The sequence below is a fragment of the Undibacterium cyanobacteriorum genome, from assembly GCF_031326225.1.
GTDB lineage: Bacteria > Pseudomonadota > Gammaproteobacteria > Burkholderiales > Burkholderiaceae_D > Undibacterium > Undibacterium cyanobacteriorum.
The window spans coordinates 2,023,013-2,039,288 of the sequence record NZ_CP133720.1; the positions used below are offsets into that span (position 1 = coordinate 2,023,013).

Sequence of the window (16,276 nt, forward strand, 5' to 3'; positions counted from 1 at the left end):
TTCTTTGGGTTTATTTGGTTAATTTTGATTGCCCTACTTGCGTAACTGGCGGTGGGGTCTGAAAGAAAAATGCACATGACGGCTCTCACTAATTTATTGGATTTTGATCCTGCACAGTTGGTCACGTATTGTGGCGAGCTAGGTGAGAAGCCGTTTCGTGCGAAACAATTGCAGCGCTGGATACACCAATTCGGCGCGCAAGATTTTAGTGAAATGACCGATCTCGCCAAGTCTTTGCGCGAGAAGCTCTCGGGTCGTGCCACCATTACCGCGCCAGCAGTGATCAGTGATCATACTTCAGCGGACGGTACACGCAAGTGGTTGGTTGATGTTGGAAATGGAAATGCGGTTGAGACCGTCTTTATTCCAGAAGAAAATCGTGGAACTTTATGTGTGTCCACGCAAGCTGGTTGTGCGGTAAATTGCCGTTTTTGCTCGACTGGCAAACAAGGTTTTAATCGAAATCTCAGTGTGTCTGAGATTATCGGACAATTGTGGATGGCGGAGTTTGAACTACGTCGCACAAAAGGCATCGAGCCTGGTCCCAAAGGTGAACGTCAAATCACCAATGTCGTGATGATGGGGATGGGTGAGCCACTGTTGAATTTTGAGCCGACAGTAACTGCTTTGAAGTTGATGTTGGATGATAATGCGTATGGGCTCTCTCGCCGTCGCGTAACGGTCTCGACTAGCGGTGTGGTGCCAATGATTGATAAGTTGGCGAAAGAGTGCCCAGTGGCTTTGGCAGTTTCGCTCCATGCTTCGAATGATGCTCTGCGCGATGGCTTGGTGCCACTCAATAAAAAATATCCTTTGCACGAATTGATGGATGCTTGTCGACGTTATCTTGACTATGCGCCACGTGATTTCATTACCTTTGAGTATTGCATGTTGGACGGTGTGAATGATACTGATCAGCATGCTCGTGAGTTGGTGCAGTTGGTCAAAACGGTTCCATGTAAATTTAATTTAATCCCTTTTAATCCTTTTCCTGAGTCTGGCTTGAAGCGTTCGCCGAATGCGCGTATCAAGGTTTTTGCGCAGATTTTGATGGACGCAGGTATTGTTACGACGGTGCGTAAAACGCGCGGTGATGATATTGATGCAGCGTGTGGCCAGTTGGCAGGTGAGGTGCAGGATAGAACGCGTGTGCAAGAGCGCATGCAGCAAATGGCGGAATATCAGAAGAAGTTTGGTCCCAATTTCGGAAAAATTGTGGAGATTAAAAAATGAAAGTTCGTGCATGCTTCTTTTCATTTGTGATCGCATTTTCTGTATCGATGTTGACAGCTTGTTCGAGTCAAAAATTCGTGAGCGCCAGTGATGCGCGAGCTGCGGCGGATAGTCCGGATTTGCGACGTCGTGTCAGCCTTCGATTGCAATTGGCAGTTGAATACTACCAAGCAGGTCAGTTGAAGTCTGCCTTGGAGGAAGTGAGGCAGGTGCTGTTGATCGCGCCAGATACTGCGAGCGCTTACAATTTGCGTGGTCTGATTCAAATGGATATGGCCGATAATGAGCATGCGGAGCAGAACTTTCAGCAAGCTTTGAAGTTGGAGCCGAAGAACTCGGATATCCTTAATAATTATGCGTGGTTCTTGTGTCAAACCAACCGTGAAAAAGAGTCGGTGGGCTTGTTTGAGCGAGTTTACAACGACAAAATGTATGCAACGCCAGAAAAGGCGATGATTAACGCTGGTGTTTGCAGTTTGCGTTTGAAAGATATACGCAATGCTGAGCGATATTTCCAGCTTGCTGTTCAAGAGCAGCCGAATAATCCGTCGGCGAACGCGAACCTCGCTAAAGTGTATTACGACAAAGCGCAATACGATAAGGCTCGGGTGTATATTCAGCGAGTTTTAAAGGAAGAAATTTTTGCTGCCGATGTACTTTGGCTGGCGATCAAGATTGATACGAAGTTAGGTGATCAAAATTCGGTTGCAGGACTTGGTACGCAATTGCGTCGCCGTCATCCGAATTCGAAAGAATACGCAATGTTCCAGAAGGGCGCCTTTAATGAGTGATAATTCACAAGAGCAGATGGGCCAAGAGTTTGAGCCTTCAAGTTTGCCAAAATTTGACTCAATGTCTGTAGGTAAGCGACTTGCTTATTTCCGTGAACAGCGTGGATGGACCGTGCAATATGTGGCGGAACAGTTAAAGCTCTCGCAATCGCAAATTGTGTCTTTAGAGTCGGATCAGTTTGATAAGTTACCGAAGCTGGTGATTGTGCGTGGATTTGTTCGTGCCTACTCGAAGCTGCTGAGAATTGATGCAGCGGAGTTAATGAGTTTGATGCCGCAAGATGCTGATGCGGTCGCCTTGGAGACCTCATTGCGACCAGCGCTTGCGACGCCATTTATTGAACCGCGCATGAGTTTGACTGGGTCTCAGGAAAATAATAAGCGTTACGTGGTCGGGATTTTGGTTTTGCTTATTCTCGCTCTCCTGACTTTGGTAATCCAACGCACTGATTTCGGGCAACAGTTGGTGGCGAAGCTCATTGGCTCTGAATCGAAAGGTGTGTCGACCGTGTCAGTTCCTGTCTCGCCAGACCTGACTCAAGCCGCCGCGGGAAGTGCCCCGCTGGCAGTCCAAAGTGCGAGTATGGTTCAAGTGAATTCTGTTGCAAGCGCAACTCAAGACGCGACAGCATCAACAGCATCGTTGCCAGTCGTTTCTAGCGGTACAAGCGCTGCCATTGAAAATGTGGCGAGCAAGGTCGTCGATGAGGCTCCGAAGACAAGCTCCGTAGTGCCTGAACAAACAAGTGCAGCCCAAACCAACTCGACGAATGATAAGCTCGTTTTGCGTTTTAAGCATGACTCTTGGCTTTTCGTAAAAGCGAACGGTGGAGCGGTTCTTACTTCCCGCATGGTACGTGCTGGCGCGGAAGAGAGCTTCGATGTGAAGCAAGGCTTATTCGTAAAAATCGGCAACGCTGCGGATGTCGAAGCGATATTGCGCGGGAATCCTTTGCCAGTTGTCACTGAGCGTGACAGTAAAGTCGCAAACCTCAATGTGAAATAAGACGATGTTTGATGATGCAGATATAGAGTCAGGGCCTATGCCTAAGCGTGCAACTCGCACGGTGAGCATTACAAATGGCTCAAAAATTGTACGCGTTGGTGGTAGCTCCCCAGTGGTTGTTCAATCGATGACGAACACGGACACTGCGGATGTGATTGCAACTGCGATTCAAGTTAAAGAATTGGCTCGAGCAGGTTCAGAGATTGTCCGAATAACTGTGAATACGCCTGAGGCAGCAAAGGCTGTTCCTGATATTCGCGAACAATTAGAGAAAATGGGAGTTGATGTGCCGCTGGTTGGTGATTTTCACTATAACGGGCATACTCTGTTGAGTGAATATCCCGAGTGTGCGCAGGTATTATCAAAGTACCGCATCAATCCAGGAAATGTTGGGCAAGGTGCAAAACGAGATACGCAGTTCGCCCAAATGATAGAGATCGCCTGTCGCTTTGATAAGCCTGTGCGGATCGGCGTAAATTGGGGGAGTCTGGACCAGAACTTGTTGGCGCGCATCATGGACGAAAATGCTCGCCGCGCGCAGCCTTTGAATGCTCAAACTGTGATGTATCAGGCATTGATTTCATCAGCAATTGAGAGTGCGCAACGCGCAGAAGAGCTGGGGCTAGCAGGCGATAAGATTGTCCTGTCATGCAAAGTATCAGGTGTTCAAGATTTGATTGCAGTCTATCGTGAGCTGTCAAAACGTTGCGATTATCCCTTGCACCTTGGTCTGACCGAGGCAGGGATGGGAAGTAAAGGAATTGTTGCCTCGACAGCGGCATTATCGGTTTTGATGCAAGAGGGCATTGGTGATACGATTCGCATCTCCTTAACACCAGAGCCGGGTGGTGATCGTTGCAAAGAAGTTTTTGTTGCACAAGAAATTTTGCAAACGATGGGCTTAAGAAAGTTTATGCCTATGGTGATCGCATGCCCGGGATGCGGACGAACTACATCAACGGTGTTTCAAGAGCTCGCTGATCAAATACAGTCCTTCCTGCGAGAGCAGATGCCGACTTGGAAGACACAATACCCAGGTGTTGAGAATATGAATGTGGCGGTCATGGGGTGTATCGTGAATGGCCCCGGTGAATCTAAGCACGCCAATATTGGAATTAGTTTGCCCGGAACAGGCGAGTCTCCAGCAGCGCCAGTATTCATTGATGGTGCCAAAGCGATGACTTTGCGTGGCGTGAGTATCGCGCAGGAGTTCCAAAAGATCGTGCTTGATTACGTGAAAACAAACTACGGTACTGCGGCTTCTAAATAATCGTAAGTCGAAATCAATGTCGCGATGAAAAAATGAGGAATGGATAGGCACACATGAGCCAAGAGAAAAAAATAGAAAAGATTGTCGGTATCAAAGGGATGAATGACATTCTTCCCGAGCAGTCCGCTCTTTGGGAGTTGTTTGAGAATACCGTCCAATCGGTGCTGAAGAGCTATGGCTTCCAGCAAATGCGGACGCCCATTGTGGAATCGACGCCGCTCTTCGCGCGTGGCTTGGGCGAGGTTACTGACATCGTCGAAAAAGAGATGTATTCATTCGAAGATTCGATGAATGGGGATAAGCTAACATTGCGCCCAGAAAACACCGCTGGCATTGTTCGTTCGGCGATTGAGCACAACATCACATACGATGGTCCTAAGCGAATCTGGTATAACGGCCCGATGTTCCGTCATGAGAAGCCACAACGCGGACGTTATCGTCAGTTCCATCAAGTGGGCGCAGAGGCCTTGGGTTTTGCCGGTCCAGATATTGATGCTGAATTGATCGTGATGTGTCAACGTCTATGGGATGATTTGGGGCTAAAAAATATTCGTTTGGAAATCAACTCTATTGGTGACGCCGAAGAGCGGCGTGCCCATCGTGCAGAATTGATTGCCTATTTCGAAAAGCATCAGGATATTTTGGATGAGGAGGCAAAGCGTCGTTTGTATTCAAATCCTTTGCGCATTCTTGATACTAAAAATCCGAAGATGCAAGAAATGGCTGCGAATGCGCCGAAGCTGATTGACTTCTTGGGTGAGGAATCGCGCTCTCACTTCGAAGGATTGCAAAAGATATTGCGTCATAACAGTATTCCCTTCACGATCAATCCTCGCTTGGTGCGCGGGATGGACTACTACAATAGAACGGTGTTTGAATGGGTCACTGACGAGCTGGGTTCGCAAGGTACAGTTTGCGGCGGCGGACGTTACGACACGCTATTTTCAATTTTCGGCGGAAAACCTACGCCCGCGTGTGGTTTTGCAATGGGCGTCGAACGCTTGTTGGAGCTCATGAGGGCAAATGGCGACGGCAAGGACGCGAGCCTGTGTGACGTTTATTTGGTTCATCAAGGTGAAGATGCGAGTATGCAAGCCTTCGTGCTCGGTGAAAGATTGCGTGATGCAGGTCTAGATGTTGTGTTACATTGCGCGTCAGCAAGTGGTATGGGAAGTTTTAAATCCCAAATGAAGAAGGCTGATTCTAGTGGTGCTTCTTACGCGGTCATTATTGGCGAAGACGAAGCAAAAAATGAGACTGTCTGCGTGAAGGATCTGCGCGGAGGAGACTTTGAAAATAACCAAGTGACTGTTCCGTTTTTGTCGGCGGTTGATTATTTGCTCGATCAAATAGTTGGCGCAGATGAGGAAGGGCAGTGCAACGATCCAAATCATATTCACATTCATCATTAATAGAAGAAAACATGGCATACGATCACGAAGAACAGGAACAGGTCGAGTTACTTAAGGCTTGGTGGAAAAAGAACGGCAATTTGATTACTTGGATTGCGATTGCAGGCTTGCTGGCATTTGCTGGCTGGACTGCTTTCAACACTTATCAGCATAAACAAGCATTGGAAGCTTCTGCAATGTACGATGAGGTGCAGCGCGCCGCTTCTTTGAAGGATAACGGTAAGGTGCAAGCCTCTGCTGCTGCGGTTGTGGAAAAATTTCCAGCGACTAGCTATGCGGCAATGGCGAGCATGGCAGCTGCGAAAAGTGCGTTTGAAGCTGGCGACTTGAAAGCATCGAAAGCGCAACTGAACTGGGTTGTAGAAAAAGCGAAATCAGTTGAGCTTCGTGCAATTGCTCGCCTGCGCCTTTCTTCCATTGCGCTTGATGAAAAGAACTTCGACGAAGGTTATAAGCAATTGAACGGCGAGTTCCCGAAAGATTTTGAGGGCGACGTTTTGGATCATAAGGCGGACCTTTTGGTCGCGCAAGATAAGATCAATGATGCGCGCGTAGCCTACAAATCGGCGTTGGATAAAATGGCAGAAAAACATGCTGGTCGCCAGCTAGTGCAGATTAAGTTAGATGCACTCGGTGGGCCACTCGAATCAACAAACGACGTTGCACCTGCTAAAAAGTAACTAGGAATAAATATGAAGTTATTACCAGCCTCCAGTTCAGTCATTGTCTTATTGGCGTGTTTGTCGGGTTGTGGTTCTTGGAACCCATTTTCAAAACCAGATCCTAAAACGGCACCTGCAGAGTTGCAGGCATTCACACCTAGCATGGCAGTTAAGAAGGTTTGGAGTGTCAGCATTGGCGGTGCGGGTGAGTACAGCTTTAATCCGGTTGCAGTTGGTTCGTCTATTTATGCGGCATCGAATGACGGGAGTGTTGTTAAGATCGATGCGAATAGTGGACAGGTAGCTTGGAAAGTTCGTGCAGATGTCAATTTGACGGCAGGAGTCGGCGCAAACGAAAAAGCTGTTGTTGTTGGTGGTCAAAAGGGGCTGTTGTTGGCCTACGATACGCGAGGCAAATTACGTTGGAAGATGCAGGCATCGTCTGAAATTTTGGCTGCGCCCGTTGTATCCGATAATGTGGTCTTGGTACATACCATCGATAATCGTGTTGCAGCTTACGATGTGGAAAATGGTAGTAATAAGTGGACCTTAGAGCGTCCGCTGCCGATTTTGACTTTGCGTGTTGCTACGGGTATTGCGGTCAAAGATCAAATGGCCTATATCTCGACTCCCGGCGGTAAATTGCTCTCCGTGGCTTTGCAAAACGGCGGCTTGCGTTGGGAAGTGAGCGCCGCAGAACCTAAAGGTGCAACTGAACTGGAACGCGTAGTTGATATGTCTGGTGCTCCTGCGATCGTCTCAGGAAACGTTTGTGCTGCGACCTACCAAGGTCGTGTTGGTTGTTTTGACCTGAGTAATGGATCGAATCGTTGGAATAAAGAAATTTCCAGTGAGGTGGGTGTTGCAGCTGATGAGCGCTTTGTGTTCGCGGCTGATAACCAAGGTGCAGTATCTGGCTTTGCACTCAATGGTGGTGCAAATGTTTGGAAGAATGACAAACTGAAACGTCGCGATCTTTCGACTCCAGTATCGTTTGGTCGTGCCGTTGTGGTGGGTGATCGCTTTGGTTTTGTCCATTTCCTTTCACGTGAGGATGGGGTGTTTATCGCGCGTATGCCGACGGACGGAAGTAAAGTGGTGTCAGCACCTCTTATTGTTGGAAATAATCTCGTAGTGCAAACTAAATCGGGAACTGTAGTCGCTTTCGCGACGGAATAAATAAAGTAATGAAACCTGTTATAGCCCTTATCGGCCGTCCAAATGTCGGCAAATCAACGCTCTTCAACCGATTGACTCGTTCGCGCGATGCTTTGGTTGCGGATTTGCCTGGCCTCACACGTGATCGTCACTATGGCGAAGGGCGTGTGGGTGAGCGACCATTCTTAGTGATTGATACGGGCGGTTTTGAGCCTGTCGCTAAAGAAGGCATCATGCACGAAATGGCGAAGCAGACTAAGCAAGCTGTTGCTGAAGCGGACGTTGTGATTTTCCTGGTCGACGGCCGACAAGGGATGACGCCGCATGATAAGACCATCACAGATTTTCTACGCAAGTCGGGGCGATCTGTGATGTTGGTCGTCAATAAAGCCGAGGGTATGCGTTACACCAGCGTTACTGCCGACTTTTATGAGCTGGGTTTGGGCGATCCCTATGTGATTTCGGCCGCGCACGGCGACGGTGTGAACGATCTTGTGGATGAGGCGCTGAATTTGGCACTCGCTTCGCGTCCCGAAGAACAAGAAGATATTGATGAGTCTGCGAAGGGTATTAAGATTGCCATCGTAGGGCGCCCAAATGTTGGAAAATCAACCCTAGTCAATACCTTGCTCGGTGAAGAGCGCGTGATCGCCTTTGACATGCCTGGTACAACGCGTGATTCCATTGAGATTCCATTCGAGCGTGATGGACAGCAATATACCCTGATCGATACTGCTGGTATTCGTCGCCGCGGTAAGGTATTCGAAGCGATTGAAAAGTTCTCAGTCGTTAAGACATTGAAGTCAGTGTCCGAGGCGAATGTAGTGCTTTTACTTCTCGATGCGCAGCAAGATATCTCTGAACAAGATGCACATATCGCAGGATTTATTTTGGAATCTGGTCGCGCATTGGTGGTCGGTGTCAACAAGTGGGATGGCCTGCAGAGTGACCGACGCGATGAAATCAAAATGGATATCGAGCGTAAGCTTAACTTCCTGACGTTCGCCAAGTTTCACTTCATTTCAGCTTTGAAATCGACTGGCATTAGCCCACTGATGAAATCCATTGATGCGGCCTATGATGCTGCGATGGCGAACTTATCGACACCTAAATTGACGCGCGCTTTGATCGAAGCGGTTGAACATCAGCAGCCGAAACGAAAAGGATCTATCCGTCCTAAGATGCGTTACGCCCACCAAGGTGGACAAAATCCACCAATCATTGTCATTCATGGCAATGCGCTTGAGGCAATTGGCGAGAGTTATAAACGTTATCTCGAAAAGCATTTCCGTGAAACTTTTTCCCTGACTGGTACACCTTTACGTATCGAATTTAGATCAGGAAAAAATCCTTTCACGAAAGAGGCTAAGTAAATCACGGTTCACAATTTAATTTGAGAAGTTAAATTGTGTTGCAGTATTTTAAAAATTGTTTTCTCGTGGTATTGTTATTATCTTTAGAACACTTGAAATACTTTTAGGCGTCCCCAACTCCTAATCACAACAACATAATGGAGCTGTTATGAGCAATAAAGGGCAATTGTTACAAGACCCATTTTTGAACGCACTTCGGAAAGAGCATATTCCCGTCTCTATCTATTTGGTAAATGGTATTAAATTGCAGGGCCATGTTGAATCGTTTGATCAATATGTTGTGTTGTTGCGTAATACAGTTACCCAAATGGTCTACAAACACGCAATTTCAACGGTCGTTCCAGCGCGTGCGGTTAGCATTAATTCCGATTCTGAAGCAGAGTAAGCTGTTTGAACGATTTCTGTATTGGCTTTTTTAGCGGGTTCTCATGCGCGCCGCGTTAGTCGGTGTGGACTTTGGCAAAGGTGATTTTGCCGCAAGTTTAGATGAACTTTCTCAGCTCGCGTTGACTGCGGGGGCTGAGACGATTACAACCATCTCCTGTAAAAGATTGAGTCCTGACGCCGCTTTATTTGTCGGCTCAGGTAAGGCGGATGAGATCTCCGATGCTGTTGGTGATCTCAAGCTTGACATCGTCATCTTTAATCATGCGCTGTCCCCAGCGCAGCAACGTAACCTCGAACGTCACCTTAAAGTGCGCGTAATTGATCGCACTAGTCTTATTCTCGATATTTTTGCCCAGCGAGCTAAGAGCCATGAAGGTAAAGTTCAGGTCGAATTAGCGCAACTCCAACATTTGGCGACACGATTAGTACGGGGCTGGACTCACTTAGAGCGTCAGAAGGGTGGTATTGGTTTGCGCGGTCCTGGTGAGACCCAGCTCGAGACTGACCGACGTTTGCTGGGTGAACGAGTCAAGATGTTGAAGGCCAAAATGGCCAAGCTTCATAAGCAGCGCGAGACTCAACGTCGATCCCGTGGGCGTAATAAAACTTTTTCCGTTTCCTTGGTCGGTTATACCAATGCGGGAAAATCTACGCTTTTCAATACGCTCACGAAAGCAGGTACGTATGCGGCAAATCAGTTGTTCGCAACTCTCGATACAACTTCTCGGCGCTTATATCTCGAGGGAGCTGGGAATATTGTTGTGTCTGATACGGTGGGATTTATTCGTGATCTACCGCATCAATTAGTTGCCTCATTCCGAGCGACTTTGGAAGAGACGATTCATGCTGATTTGTTACTGCATGTGGTTGATGCTGGAAGTGCAGTTCGTGCAGATCAAATTGAACAAGTGAATTTGGTCTTGAAAGAGATCGGTGCAGATCACATCCCACAACTTCTGGTTTGGAATAAGATTGATCAGACGACTCTAGAGCCCGGATTTGAACGCGATGAATATGGTAAAATCGCAAGAGTGTTCGTTAGTGCAAAGACAGGTGCTGGACTCGATGTATTGCGAGCAGCGATTGTCGAGCTAATGCAAGACTTTCAGCAGAAAGACCTTGAAACTGACGAGGGTAGCCCAGATCTGCTTGAGGATTCACGTACTTTGGATCAGTAAGACTTAGTTTTGGGTTCACCTCAAAGAATTTGGTGAGAATCGTTTGATTTGTTGGAATGACTAACCGGTGGGTAGAAGACGAATGCAGATTCCCTTTTTTAAAAAAATGAAGCCTCACTTGTCGCTTAACGACCCTGAGTGGGGGCGCGGATCGAAAGATGGTAAGCGCGACGACAAGAAGCAAGAGGATGGGCCGCCTGACTTAGATCAGCTTTGGCGTGATTTCAATCAGTCTCTTGCTCGCATGTTTGGCAAGAATGGCAACGGTAATGGCGGTGGTCAAAGTGGCGGTGATGGTGCGGGTACCGATGCTGCCAAGCTTGGCATTGTAGTTATTCTGGCTGTTGCGGCATTCTTCTGGATGATCAGTGGCTTCTTCATTGTGCAAGAGGGGCAAACTGGTGTCGTTACCACATTTGGTAAGTACAGTTATCAGACTGGTTCCGGTTTTAATTGGCGCTGGCCAAGCCCGATCCAGAATCATGAAATTGTAAATGTACAGCAGGTTCGTACTGTAGAAGTCGGTTATCGAAATAATCCAAAGAATAAGCTCGCAAAAGAGTCACTGATGTTGACTGATGACGAGAATATTATCGATATTCAGTTCGCAGTTCAGTACAAACTCAATGATGCAGCTAAGTGGCTGTATAACAACGCCAATACCGAAGAGATGGTGTTGCAAGTGGCTGAAACTTCGATTCGTGAAGTGGTTGGTAAAAGCAAAATGGATTTCGTTTTGTATCAAGGCCGCGAAGAAGTTGCACGGGACGTTAATACCTTGATGCAGCAAGTGTTGGATCGTTATAACTCCGGCGTACATGTGACGAACGTGACTATGCAGGCCGTACAGCCACCAGAACAAGTTCAAGAAGCTTTTGATGATGCGATGAAAGCGGGCCAGGATAAGGAACGCCAAAAAAATGAAGGACAGGCTTACGCAAATGATGTGATTCCGAAAGCGCGTGGTGAAGCATCTCGTATGCTCCAAGATGCTGAGGGTTATCGTTCTAAAGTGGTCGCAACGGCGGAAGGTAATGCTGCACGTTTTAAACAAGTGTTGACCGAGTATCAAAAGGCACCTGCAGTGACCCGTGATCGCATGTATTTGGAAACGATGCAGCAAATCTTCACCAGTACAACAAAGTTAATGATTGATGCGAAAAACGCCGGCAACATGATGTATTTACCGCTCGATAAAATTGTCGGGAATGAGGCGAATTCCACGCGAGCTTCCGCGCCGGTAGTCAATGCGGCGCCAATTGAAGTTCCAACCGTAGAGGTGCGGGCGAGCAAAGATAGTCGAGCACGAGATTCTCGCGAGAGAGAGGGGCGCTAATATGAATCGTTTGCTTTCATTTTTATTCTCTGTTGGTATTGCCTTATTGGTTTTGTATTCGACAGTTTTTGTCGTTGATCAAAAGTCGCATGCGATTGTGTTTGCCTTTGGTGAAGTGAAATCGGTCGTCAGTCAACCTGGATTACATTTCAAATTGCCTGCGCCATTTCAGAACGTGATGTTTTTGGATAAGCGTATTTTGACGATCGAATCTCCTGATGCGGATCGTTTCATTACAGCCGAAAAGAAAAATATTTTGGTCGACACTTTCGTGAAGTGGCACATCATTGATCCAAAGTTGTACTACGTTAGTTTCAGTGGTGCAGAGTCGCGTGCAGGTGATCGCCTATCGCAGATTGTGAAGGCCGCTTTAAATGAGGAAATTACAAAACGCTCAGTACGTGATGTGATTTCCGGTGAACGTGACAAAGTGATGCAAGCGATTCGCGCCAAAGTGACAGAAGAAGCGAAACAGATCGGCGTCGAAATTGTCGATGTTCGCTTGAAGCGCGTTGAATATGTGAACGAGAATATTGGTTCTGTTTTCGATCGTATGAAGTCAGAGCGTAGTCGTGTTGCGAATGAACTGCGCTCAACTGGATTTGCTGAATCAGAGAAGATTCGCGCGGATGCGGATCGTCAACGCATCGTGATTCTCGCAGAAGCTTACAAAGAAGCGGAATCGATTCGTGGTGCGGGTGATGCGGAAGCTGCAAAGATTTATTCGCAAGCGTTTAGCCAAAATGCGGAGTTTTACAAGTTTTATCGGAGCTTAGAAGCTTATCGTGCCAGCTTCAAGAACAAAAGTGATGTGATGGTGGTTGATCAGAATTCAGAGTTCTTCAAGTACTTTAAAGCGCCAGGCGCCGCTGCTACTGCTGCACCAAGTAAAAAATAATTTGTATTCGTGTCTTACGTGTGGACTGCCAGCTTTCGGGCTGGCAGTCTTTTGTGATTTTAAAGAGCGTCAAAAAATGTTCGCTCGCTCTTGATTAGTTAATTGGATCGTCATGCCTAACTGGCTACTACCTGAGAATATTGCCGATGTTCTCCCATCTGAAGCGCGCAAGATTGAAGAGTTGCGTCGTTTGCTGCTAGATAATTTCCGGCGCTACGGCTATGAGTTAGTCATGCCGCCAATGCTTGAATACATCGAGTCGCTATTGACTGGTGCAGGGCAAGATCTTGATCTGCGTACTTTTAAATTGGTGGATCAAATTTCGGGTCGTACTATGGGTATCCGTGCCGATATGACCACGCAGGTGGCTCGTATTGATGCCCATTTGTTGAATCGTAAGTCGATCACACGCCTTTGCTATGCAGGAAGCACTTTGCACACACGTCCGTCCGGGTTGCATGCGACGCGCGAGCCTTTGCAAATTGGTGGTGAGATTTATGGACATGCAGGCTTAGAAGCCGATGCAGAGATTCAGGAATTGGTGTTGGCATCACTCGCACTCGCTAATATTTCCGAAGTACGTTTGGATCTCTGCCATGTTGGTGTGCTACGCTCATTGTTAGAGCTTGATCCGAAAGCAAAGGTGGCTGAAAACCAATTGTTTAGCCTATTAGAGGCAAAGGACTTGCCAGGATTGAAAGCCCTCAGCGTCGATTTTGAGCCAGTGTTGCGTCAAGCCTTGCTGGACTTGCCAAACTTGTACGGGGATAAGGCGATTATTCAAAAAGCCAGCGAAATTTTGCCAAAACTCGATGGTATTGCGCTAGCATTGAATGAATTGGAATACTTAGTTGATTTGGCTGGCACGGCAAAAGTGACGGTGGATTTGGCTGATCTGCGTGGTTACCACTATCACAGCGGTGTAATGTTTAATGCATTTGTGCCAGGCTTGCCAAATGCTGTGGCGCGTGGTGGCCGATATGATCATGTCGGCGAGGCATTTGGACGTGCGCGTCCCGCCACAGGCTTCTCACTGGATCTACGTGAATTGGCTGGTTTGATGCCAATCGCCGAACCCAAGGATGCTATCTTGGCCCCTTGGAGTGTGGATCCTTCTTTGCGGAAAAAAATTAAAGAATTACGAGCGACCGGTCATGTCGTCATTCAGAATTTGCCGGGGCACGAGAACGAACAAGATGAATTTGAATGCACTCGTACGATGGCATTTGAAAATGGTCAATGGATTTTAAAAACTGTAGGTTGATGAGCGATGTCACAAAATAAACCAGCAAAAAATGTCGTTGTTATTGGTACGCAATGGGGCGACGAAGGAAAAGGTAAGATTGTTGATTGGTTGACCGATCACGCACAAGGTGTGGTGCGTTTTCAAGGTGGTCATAATGCAGGCCATACTTTGGTAATCGGCGGTCAGAAAACTGCTTTGCAATTAATCCCATCCGGTATCATGCGCCCAGGCACTGCCTGCTACATCGGTAATGGTGTGGTGTTATCCGTCCCAGATTTGTTGCGTGAAATCGATAAGCTGCAAGCCAATGGCGTGGAAGTTTGCTCACGTTTGAAGATCTCAGAAGCATGTCCAGTTATTTTGCCTTATCACACAGCACTCGATGCAGCGCGTGAAGCGGCGCGTGGCGATGCGAAGATCGGTACAACCGGAAAGGGCATTGGACCTGCGTATGAAGATAAAGTCGCACGTCGTGCGATTCGCGTGGCAGACCTTCTCAATGCCGAACGCTTTGCTGAAAAGCTCAAAGAGAATTTGGAATACCACAACTATGTCTTGGTGAATTACTTGAAGGCAGCGCCGGTAGATTTCCAGAAAACCTATGAAGATGCGATGCGCGATGTTGAACGTATTCGCCCTATGGTGACAGACGTTTCTAGTGCCTTGTATGCAGCTTACAAAGCAGGCGGTAGCCTGTTGTTTGAAGGCGCACAAGGTAGTTTGTTGGACATCGATCACGGTACCTACCCGTTTGTGACATCTAGCAACTGCGTGGCAGGTAATGCTGCGGCAGGTTCCGGTGTAGGTCCTGGTATGTTGCACTACATTTTAGGTATTACAAAGGCCTACACCACACGTGTTGGCTCTGGTCCTTTCCCATCTGAATTGCCGACTGATCAAGGCGTAGGTAAGCACTTGGCGAGTGTTGGCCATGAATTCGGTACAGTCACTGGTCGCGCGCGTCGTTGCGGTTGGTTTGATGCGGCATTGTTGAAGCGCTCCGTGCAGATCAATGGTGTGTCGGGGATGTGCTTGACGAAACTAGACGTACTCGACGGTCTTGAGTCATTGAAATTGTGCACTGGCTATACCATCGATGGTAAAGCGGTCGATATCTTCCCGTCGGGCGCTGAAGAAGCGGCGCGTTGCGTTGCTATTTACGAGGAAATGCCAGGTTGGTCTGAATCGACGGTTGGCGCAAAATCGATGGATGCTTTACCACTTAATGCACGCAATTACATCAAGCGTATCGAAGAGTTGGTTGGCGTACCAATTGATATGGTATCGACTGGCCCGGATCGCGAAGAGACGATCGTCTTGCGTCATCCATTCCAATAATCGGCGCGACTCTCAATGTCTGAAAATCTTAAGACCGATTTGTGGATAAGTTGGGATGACTATAACCATTTGATCGAGCGCCTCGCCATCCAAGTGCATGATTCTGGGTGGCAGTTCGATCACATGGTTTGTCTCGCTCGCGGAGGCCTTCGCATCGGGGATGTTTTCTCTCGTCTATTCAAAAAATCTTTGAATATTTTGACTGTTAGCTCTTACCGAGGTGAGGGCGGGCAAGAACATCAACAGCTATTGATCGGCGAACATATTTCCGGACTCAGTGGTCAGTTGGAGGGGCGTGTATTATTGCTCGATGACTTGGCTGATTCAGGATTAACTTTCCTCGAGGTGGACAAGTGTTTGCGCCAGCGGTACACGGGTATAACCGAAATGAAGTCTGCGAGTTTATGGGCCAAGAGTGTTTCGAAGATGATGCCTGATTACTATGTTGAGTTTGTTGAAGGTTCTCCTTGGATTCACCAACCATTCGAAATCTACGATTCGTTCAGTATTGCTGACCTCAAAAAAGAGCACGCTGAGGCACAAGGATAATTGTCAATATTCAGTTTGTGGAACTATAGGGATCAAGTAAGTTTCGAGCGACTGTCGAGTGATTGCTTTCGATGAAGATCTCCCCCCCAAGTTGATTCTTACGTTTCATCGAGTTCAGTGAGGGGGCGAACGGTTGTAGAAATTCAGATGAAAACCTGAGAGTTCCAAAATCGCTGGTGTAAGAAAAGAAAAAAGCCGCAGAACTTTCATTCTGCGGCTTTCCTTAAAAACTGTGGTGCCCACGGAGGGACTCGAACCCCCACACCCGAAGGCACATGGACCTGAACCATGCGCGTCTACCAATTCCGCCACGTGGGCAACGGAGACCAAGATTATAAAGTAACGTACTGCAAAGTCAATCTATTTTCGGTCCAACTCTCCTACTGAACTTAAGTTTGCATGTAGTATTCTCGAGCAGTGTTGATCACGGCCGGCGCGA

Annotated in this window: 15 protein-coding genes and 1 tRNA gene; 15 read left to right on the plus strand and 1 reads right to left on the minus strand. The window is 47.6% G+C overall.

The window, feature by feature from the left end:
- The first annotated feature begins 75 nt into the window (after positions 1–75).
- The 15 genes from rlmN (at position 76) to RF679_RS08490 (ending at position 15,837) form a co-directional block, all read left to right on the plus strand.
- The gene (gene rlmN, locus RF679_RS08420) at positions 76–1,233 is read left to right on the plus strand and encodes a dual-specificity RNA methyltransferase RlmN (protein ID WP_309483760.1); all 1,158 of its coding nucleotides are present in this window, start codon (positions 76–78) and stop codon (positions 1,231–1,233) included.
- A complete protein-coding gene (pilW, locus tag RF679_RS08425) occupies positions 1,230–2,024 on the plus strand; it encodes a type IV pilus biogenesis/stability protein PilW (protein ID WP_309483761.1) in 795 nt (264 codons plus the stop codon). The genes rlmN and pilW overlap by 4 nt, the downstream gene beginning before the upstream one ends.
- Positions 2,017–3,030: a RodZ domain-containing protein gene (locus RF679_RS08430; protein WP_309483762.1), complete on the plus strand. Its 1,014-nt coding sequence runs from the start codon at positions 2,017–2,019 to the stop codon at positions 3,028–3,030. Before pilW ends, RF679_RS08430 begins: the two co-directional genes overlap by 8 nt.
- A 37-nt stretch (positions 3,031–3,067) precedes the next feature.
- Positions 3,068–4,300 carry a flavodoxin-dependent (E)-4-hydroxy-3-methylbut-2-enyl-diphosphate synthase gene (gene ispG, locus RF679_RS08435; protein ID WP_309483763.1) on the plus strand — a complete coding sequence of 411 codons (1,233 nt, stop codon included), beginning with the start codon at positions 3,068–3,070 and terminating at the stop codon, positions 4,298–4,300.
- A 53-nt stretch (positions 4,301–4,353) separates the two neighbouring features.
- On the plus strand, positions 4,354–5,712 hold the full coding sequence (hisS, locus tag RF679_RS08440) for a histidine--tRNA ligase (RefSeq protein WP_309483764.1): 1,359 nt from the start codon (positions 4,354–4,356) through the stop codon (positions 5,710–5,712).
- 11 nt (positions 5,713–5,723) lie between these two features.
- On the plus strand, positions 5,724–6,392 hold the full coding sequence (locus RF679_RS08445; RefSeq protein WP_309483765.1) for a YfgM family protein: 669 nt from the start codon (positions 5,724–5,726) through the stop codon (positions 6,390–6,392).
- Positions 6,393–6,404: 12 nt separating this feature from the next.
- Positions 6,405–7,553, plus strand: coding sequence for an outer membrane protein assembly factor BamB (bamB, locus tag RF679_RS08450; protein WP_309483766.1), 1,149 nt, complete (start codon positions 6,405–6,407; stop codon positions 7,551–7,553).
- 8 nt (positions 7,554–7,561) lie between these two features.
- The gene (der, locus tag RF679_RS08455; RefSeq protein ID WP_309483767.1) at positions 7,562–8,905 is read left to right on the plus strand and encodes a ribosome biogenesis GTPase Der; all 1,344 of its coding nucleotides are present in this window, start codon (positions 7,562–7,564) and stop codon (positions 8,903–8,905) included.
- A gap of 148 nt (positions 8,906–9,053) precedes the next feature.
- Positions 9,054–9,290 (plus strand): RNA chaperone Hfq, encoded by a 237-nt coding sequence (hfq, locus tag RF679_RS08460; RefSeq protein ID WP_186889331.1) that lies wholly within the window; start codon positions 9,054–9,056, stop codon positions 9,288–9,290.
- Between the two features lie 43 nt (positions 9,291–9,333).
- On the plus strand, positions 9,334–10,470 hold the full coding sequence (gene hflX / locus RF679_RS08465) for a GTPase HflX (RefSeq protein ID WP_309483768.1): 1,137 nt from the start codon (positions 9,334–9,336) through the stop codon (positions 10,468–10,470).
- An 82-nt stretch (positions 10,471–10,552) separates the two neighbouring features.
- A complete protein-coding gene (gene hflK, locus RF679_RS08470; RefSeq protein ID WP_309483769.1) occupies positions 10,553–11,806 on the plus strand; it encodes an FtsH protease activity modulator HflK in 1,254 nt (417 codons plus the stop codon).
- A 1-nt stretch (position 11,807) separates the two neighbouring features.
- Positions 11,808–12,704, plus strand: coding sequence for a protease modulator HflC (gene hflC / locus RF679_RS08475; RefSeq protein WP_309483770.1), 897 nt, complete (start codon positions 11,808–11,810; stop codon positions 12,702–12,704).
- Between the two features lie 112 nt (positions 12,705–12,816).
- Positions 12,817–13,968 carry an ATP phosphoribosyltransferase regulatory subunit gene (locus RF679_RS08480; protein ID WP_309483771.1) on the plus strand — a complete coding sequence of 384 codons (1,152 nt, stop codon included), beginning with the start codon at positions 12,817–12,819 and terminating at the stop codon, positions 13,966–13,968.
- Positions 13,969–13,974: 6 nt separating this feature from the next.
- On the plus strand, positions 13,975–15,288 hold the full coding sequence (locus RF679_RS08485; RefSeq protein ID WP_309483772.1) for an adenylosuccinate synthase: 1,314 nt from the start codon (positions 13,975–13,977) through the stop codon (positions 15,286–15,288).
- Positions 15,289–15,303: 15 nt separating this feature from the next.
- A complete protein-coding gene (locus RF679_RS08490; protein ID WP_309483773.1) occupies positions 15,304–15,837 on the plus strand; it encodes a phosphoribosyltransferase in 534 nt (177 codons plus the stop codon).
- A gap of 233 nt (positions 15,838–16,070) precedes the next feature.
- Here the strand turns inward: RF679_RS08490 and RF679_RS08495 are convergent.
- A tRNA-Leu gene (locus tag RF679_RS08495) sits at positions 16,071–16,155 on the minus strand.
- Positions 16,156–16,276: the final 121 nt, after the last annotated feature.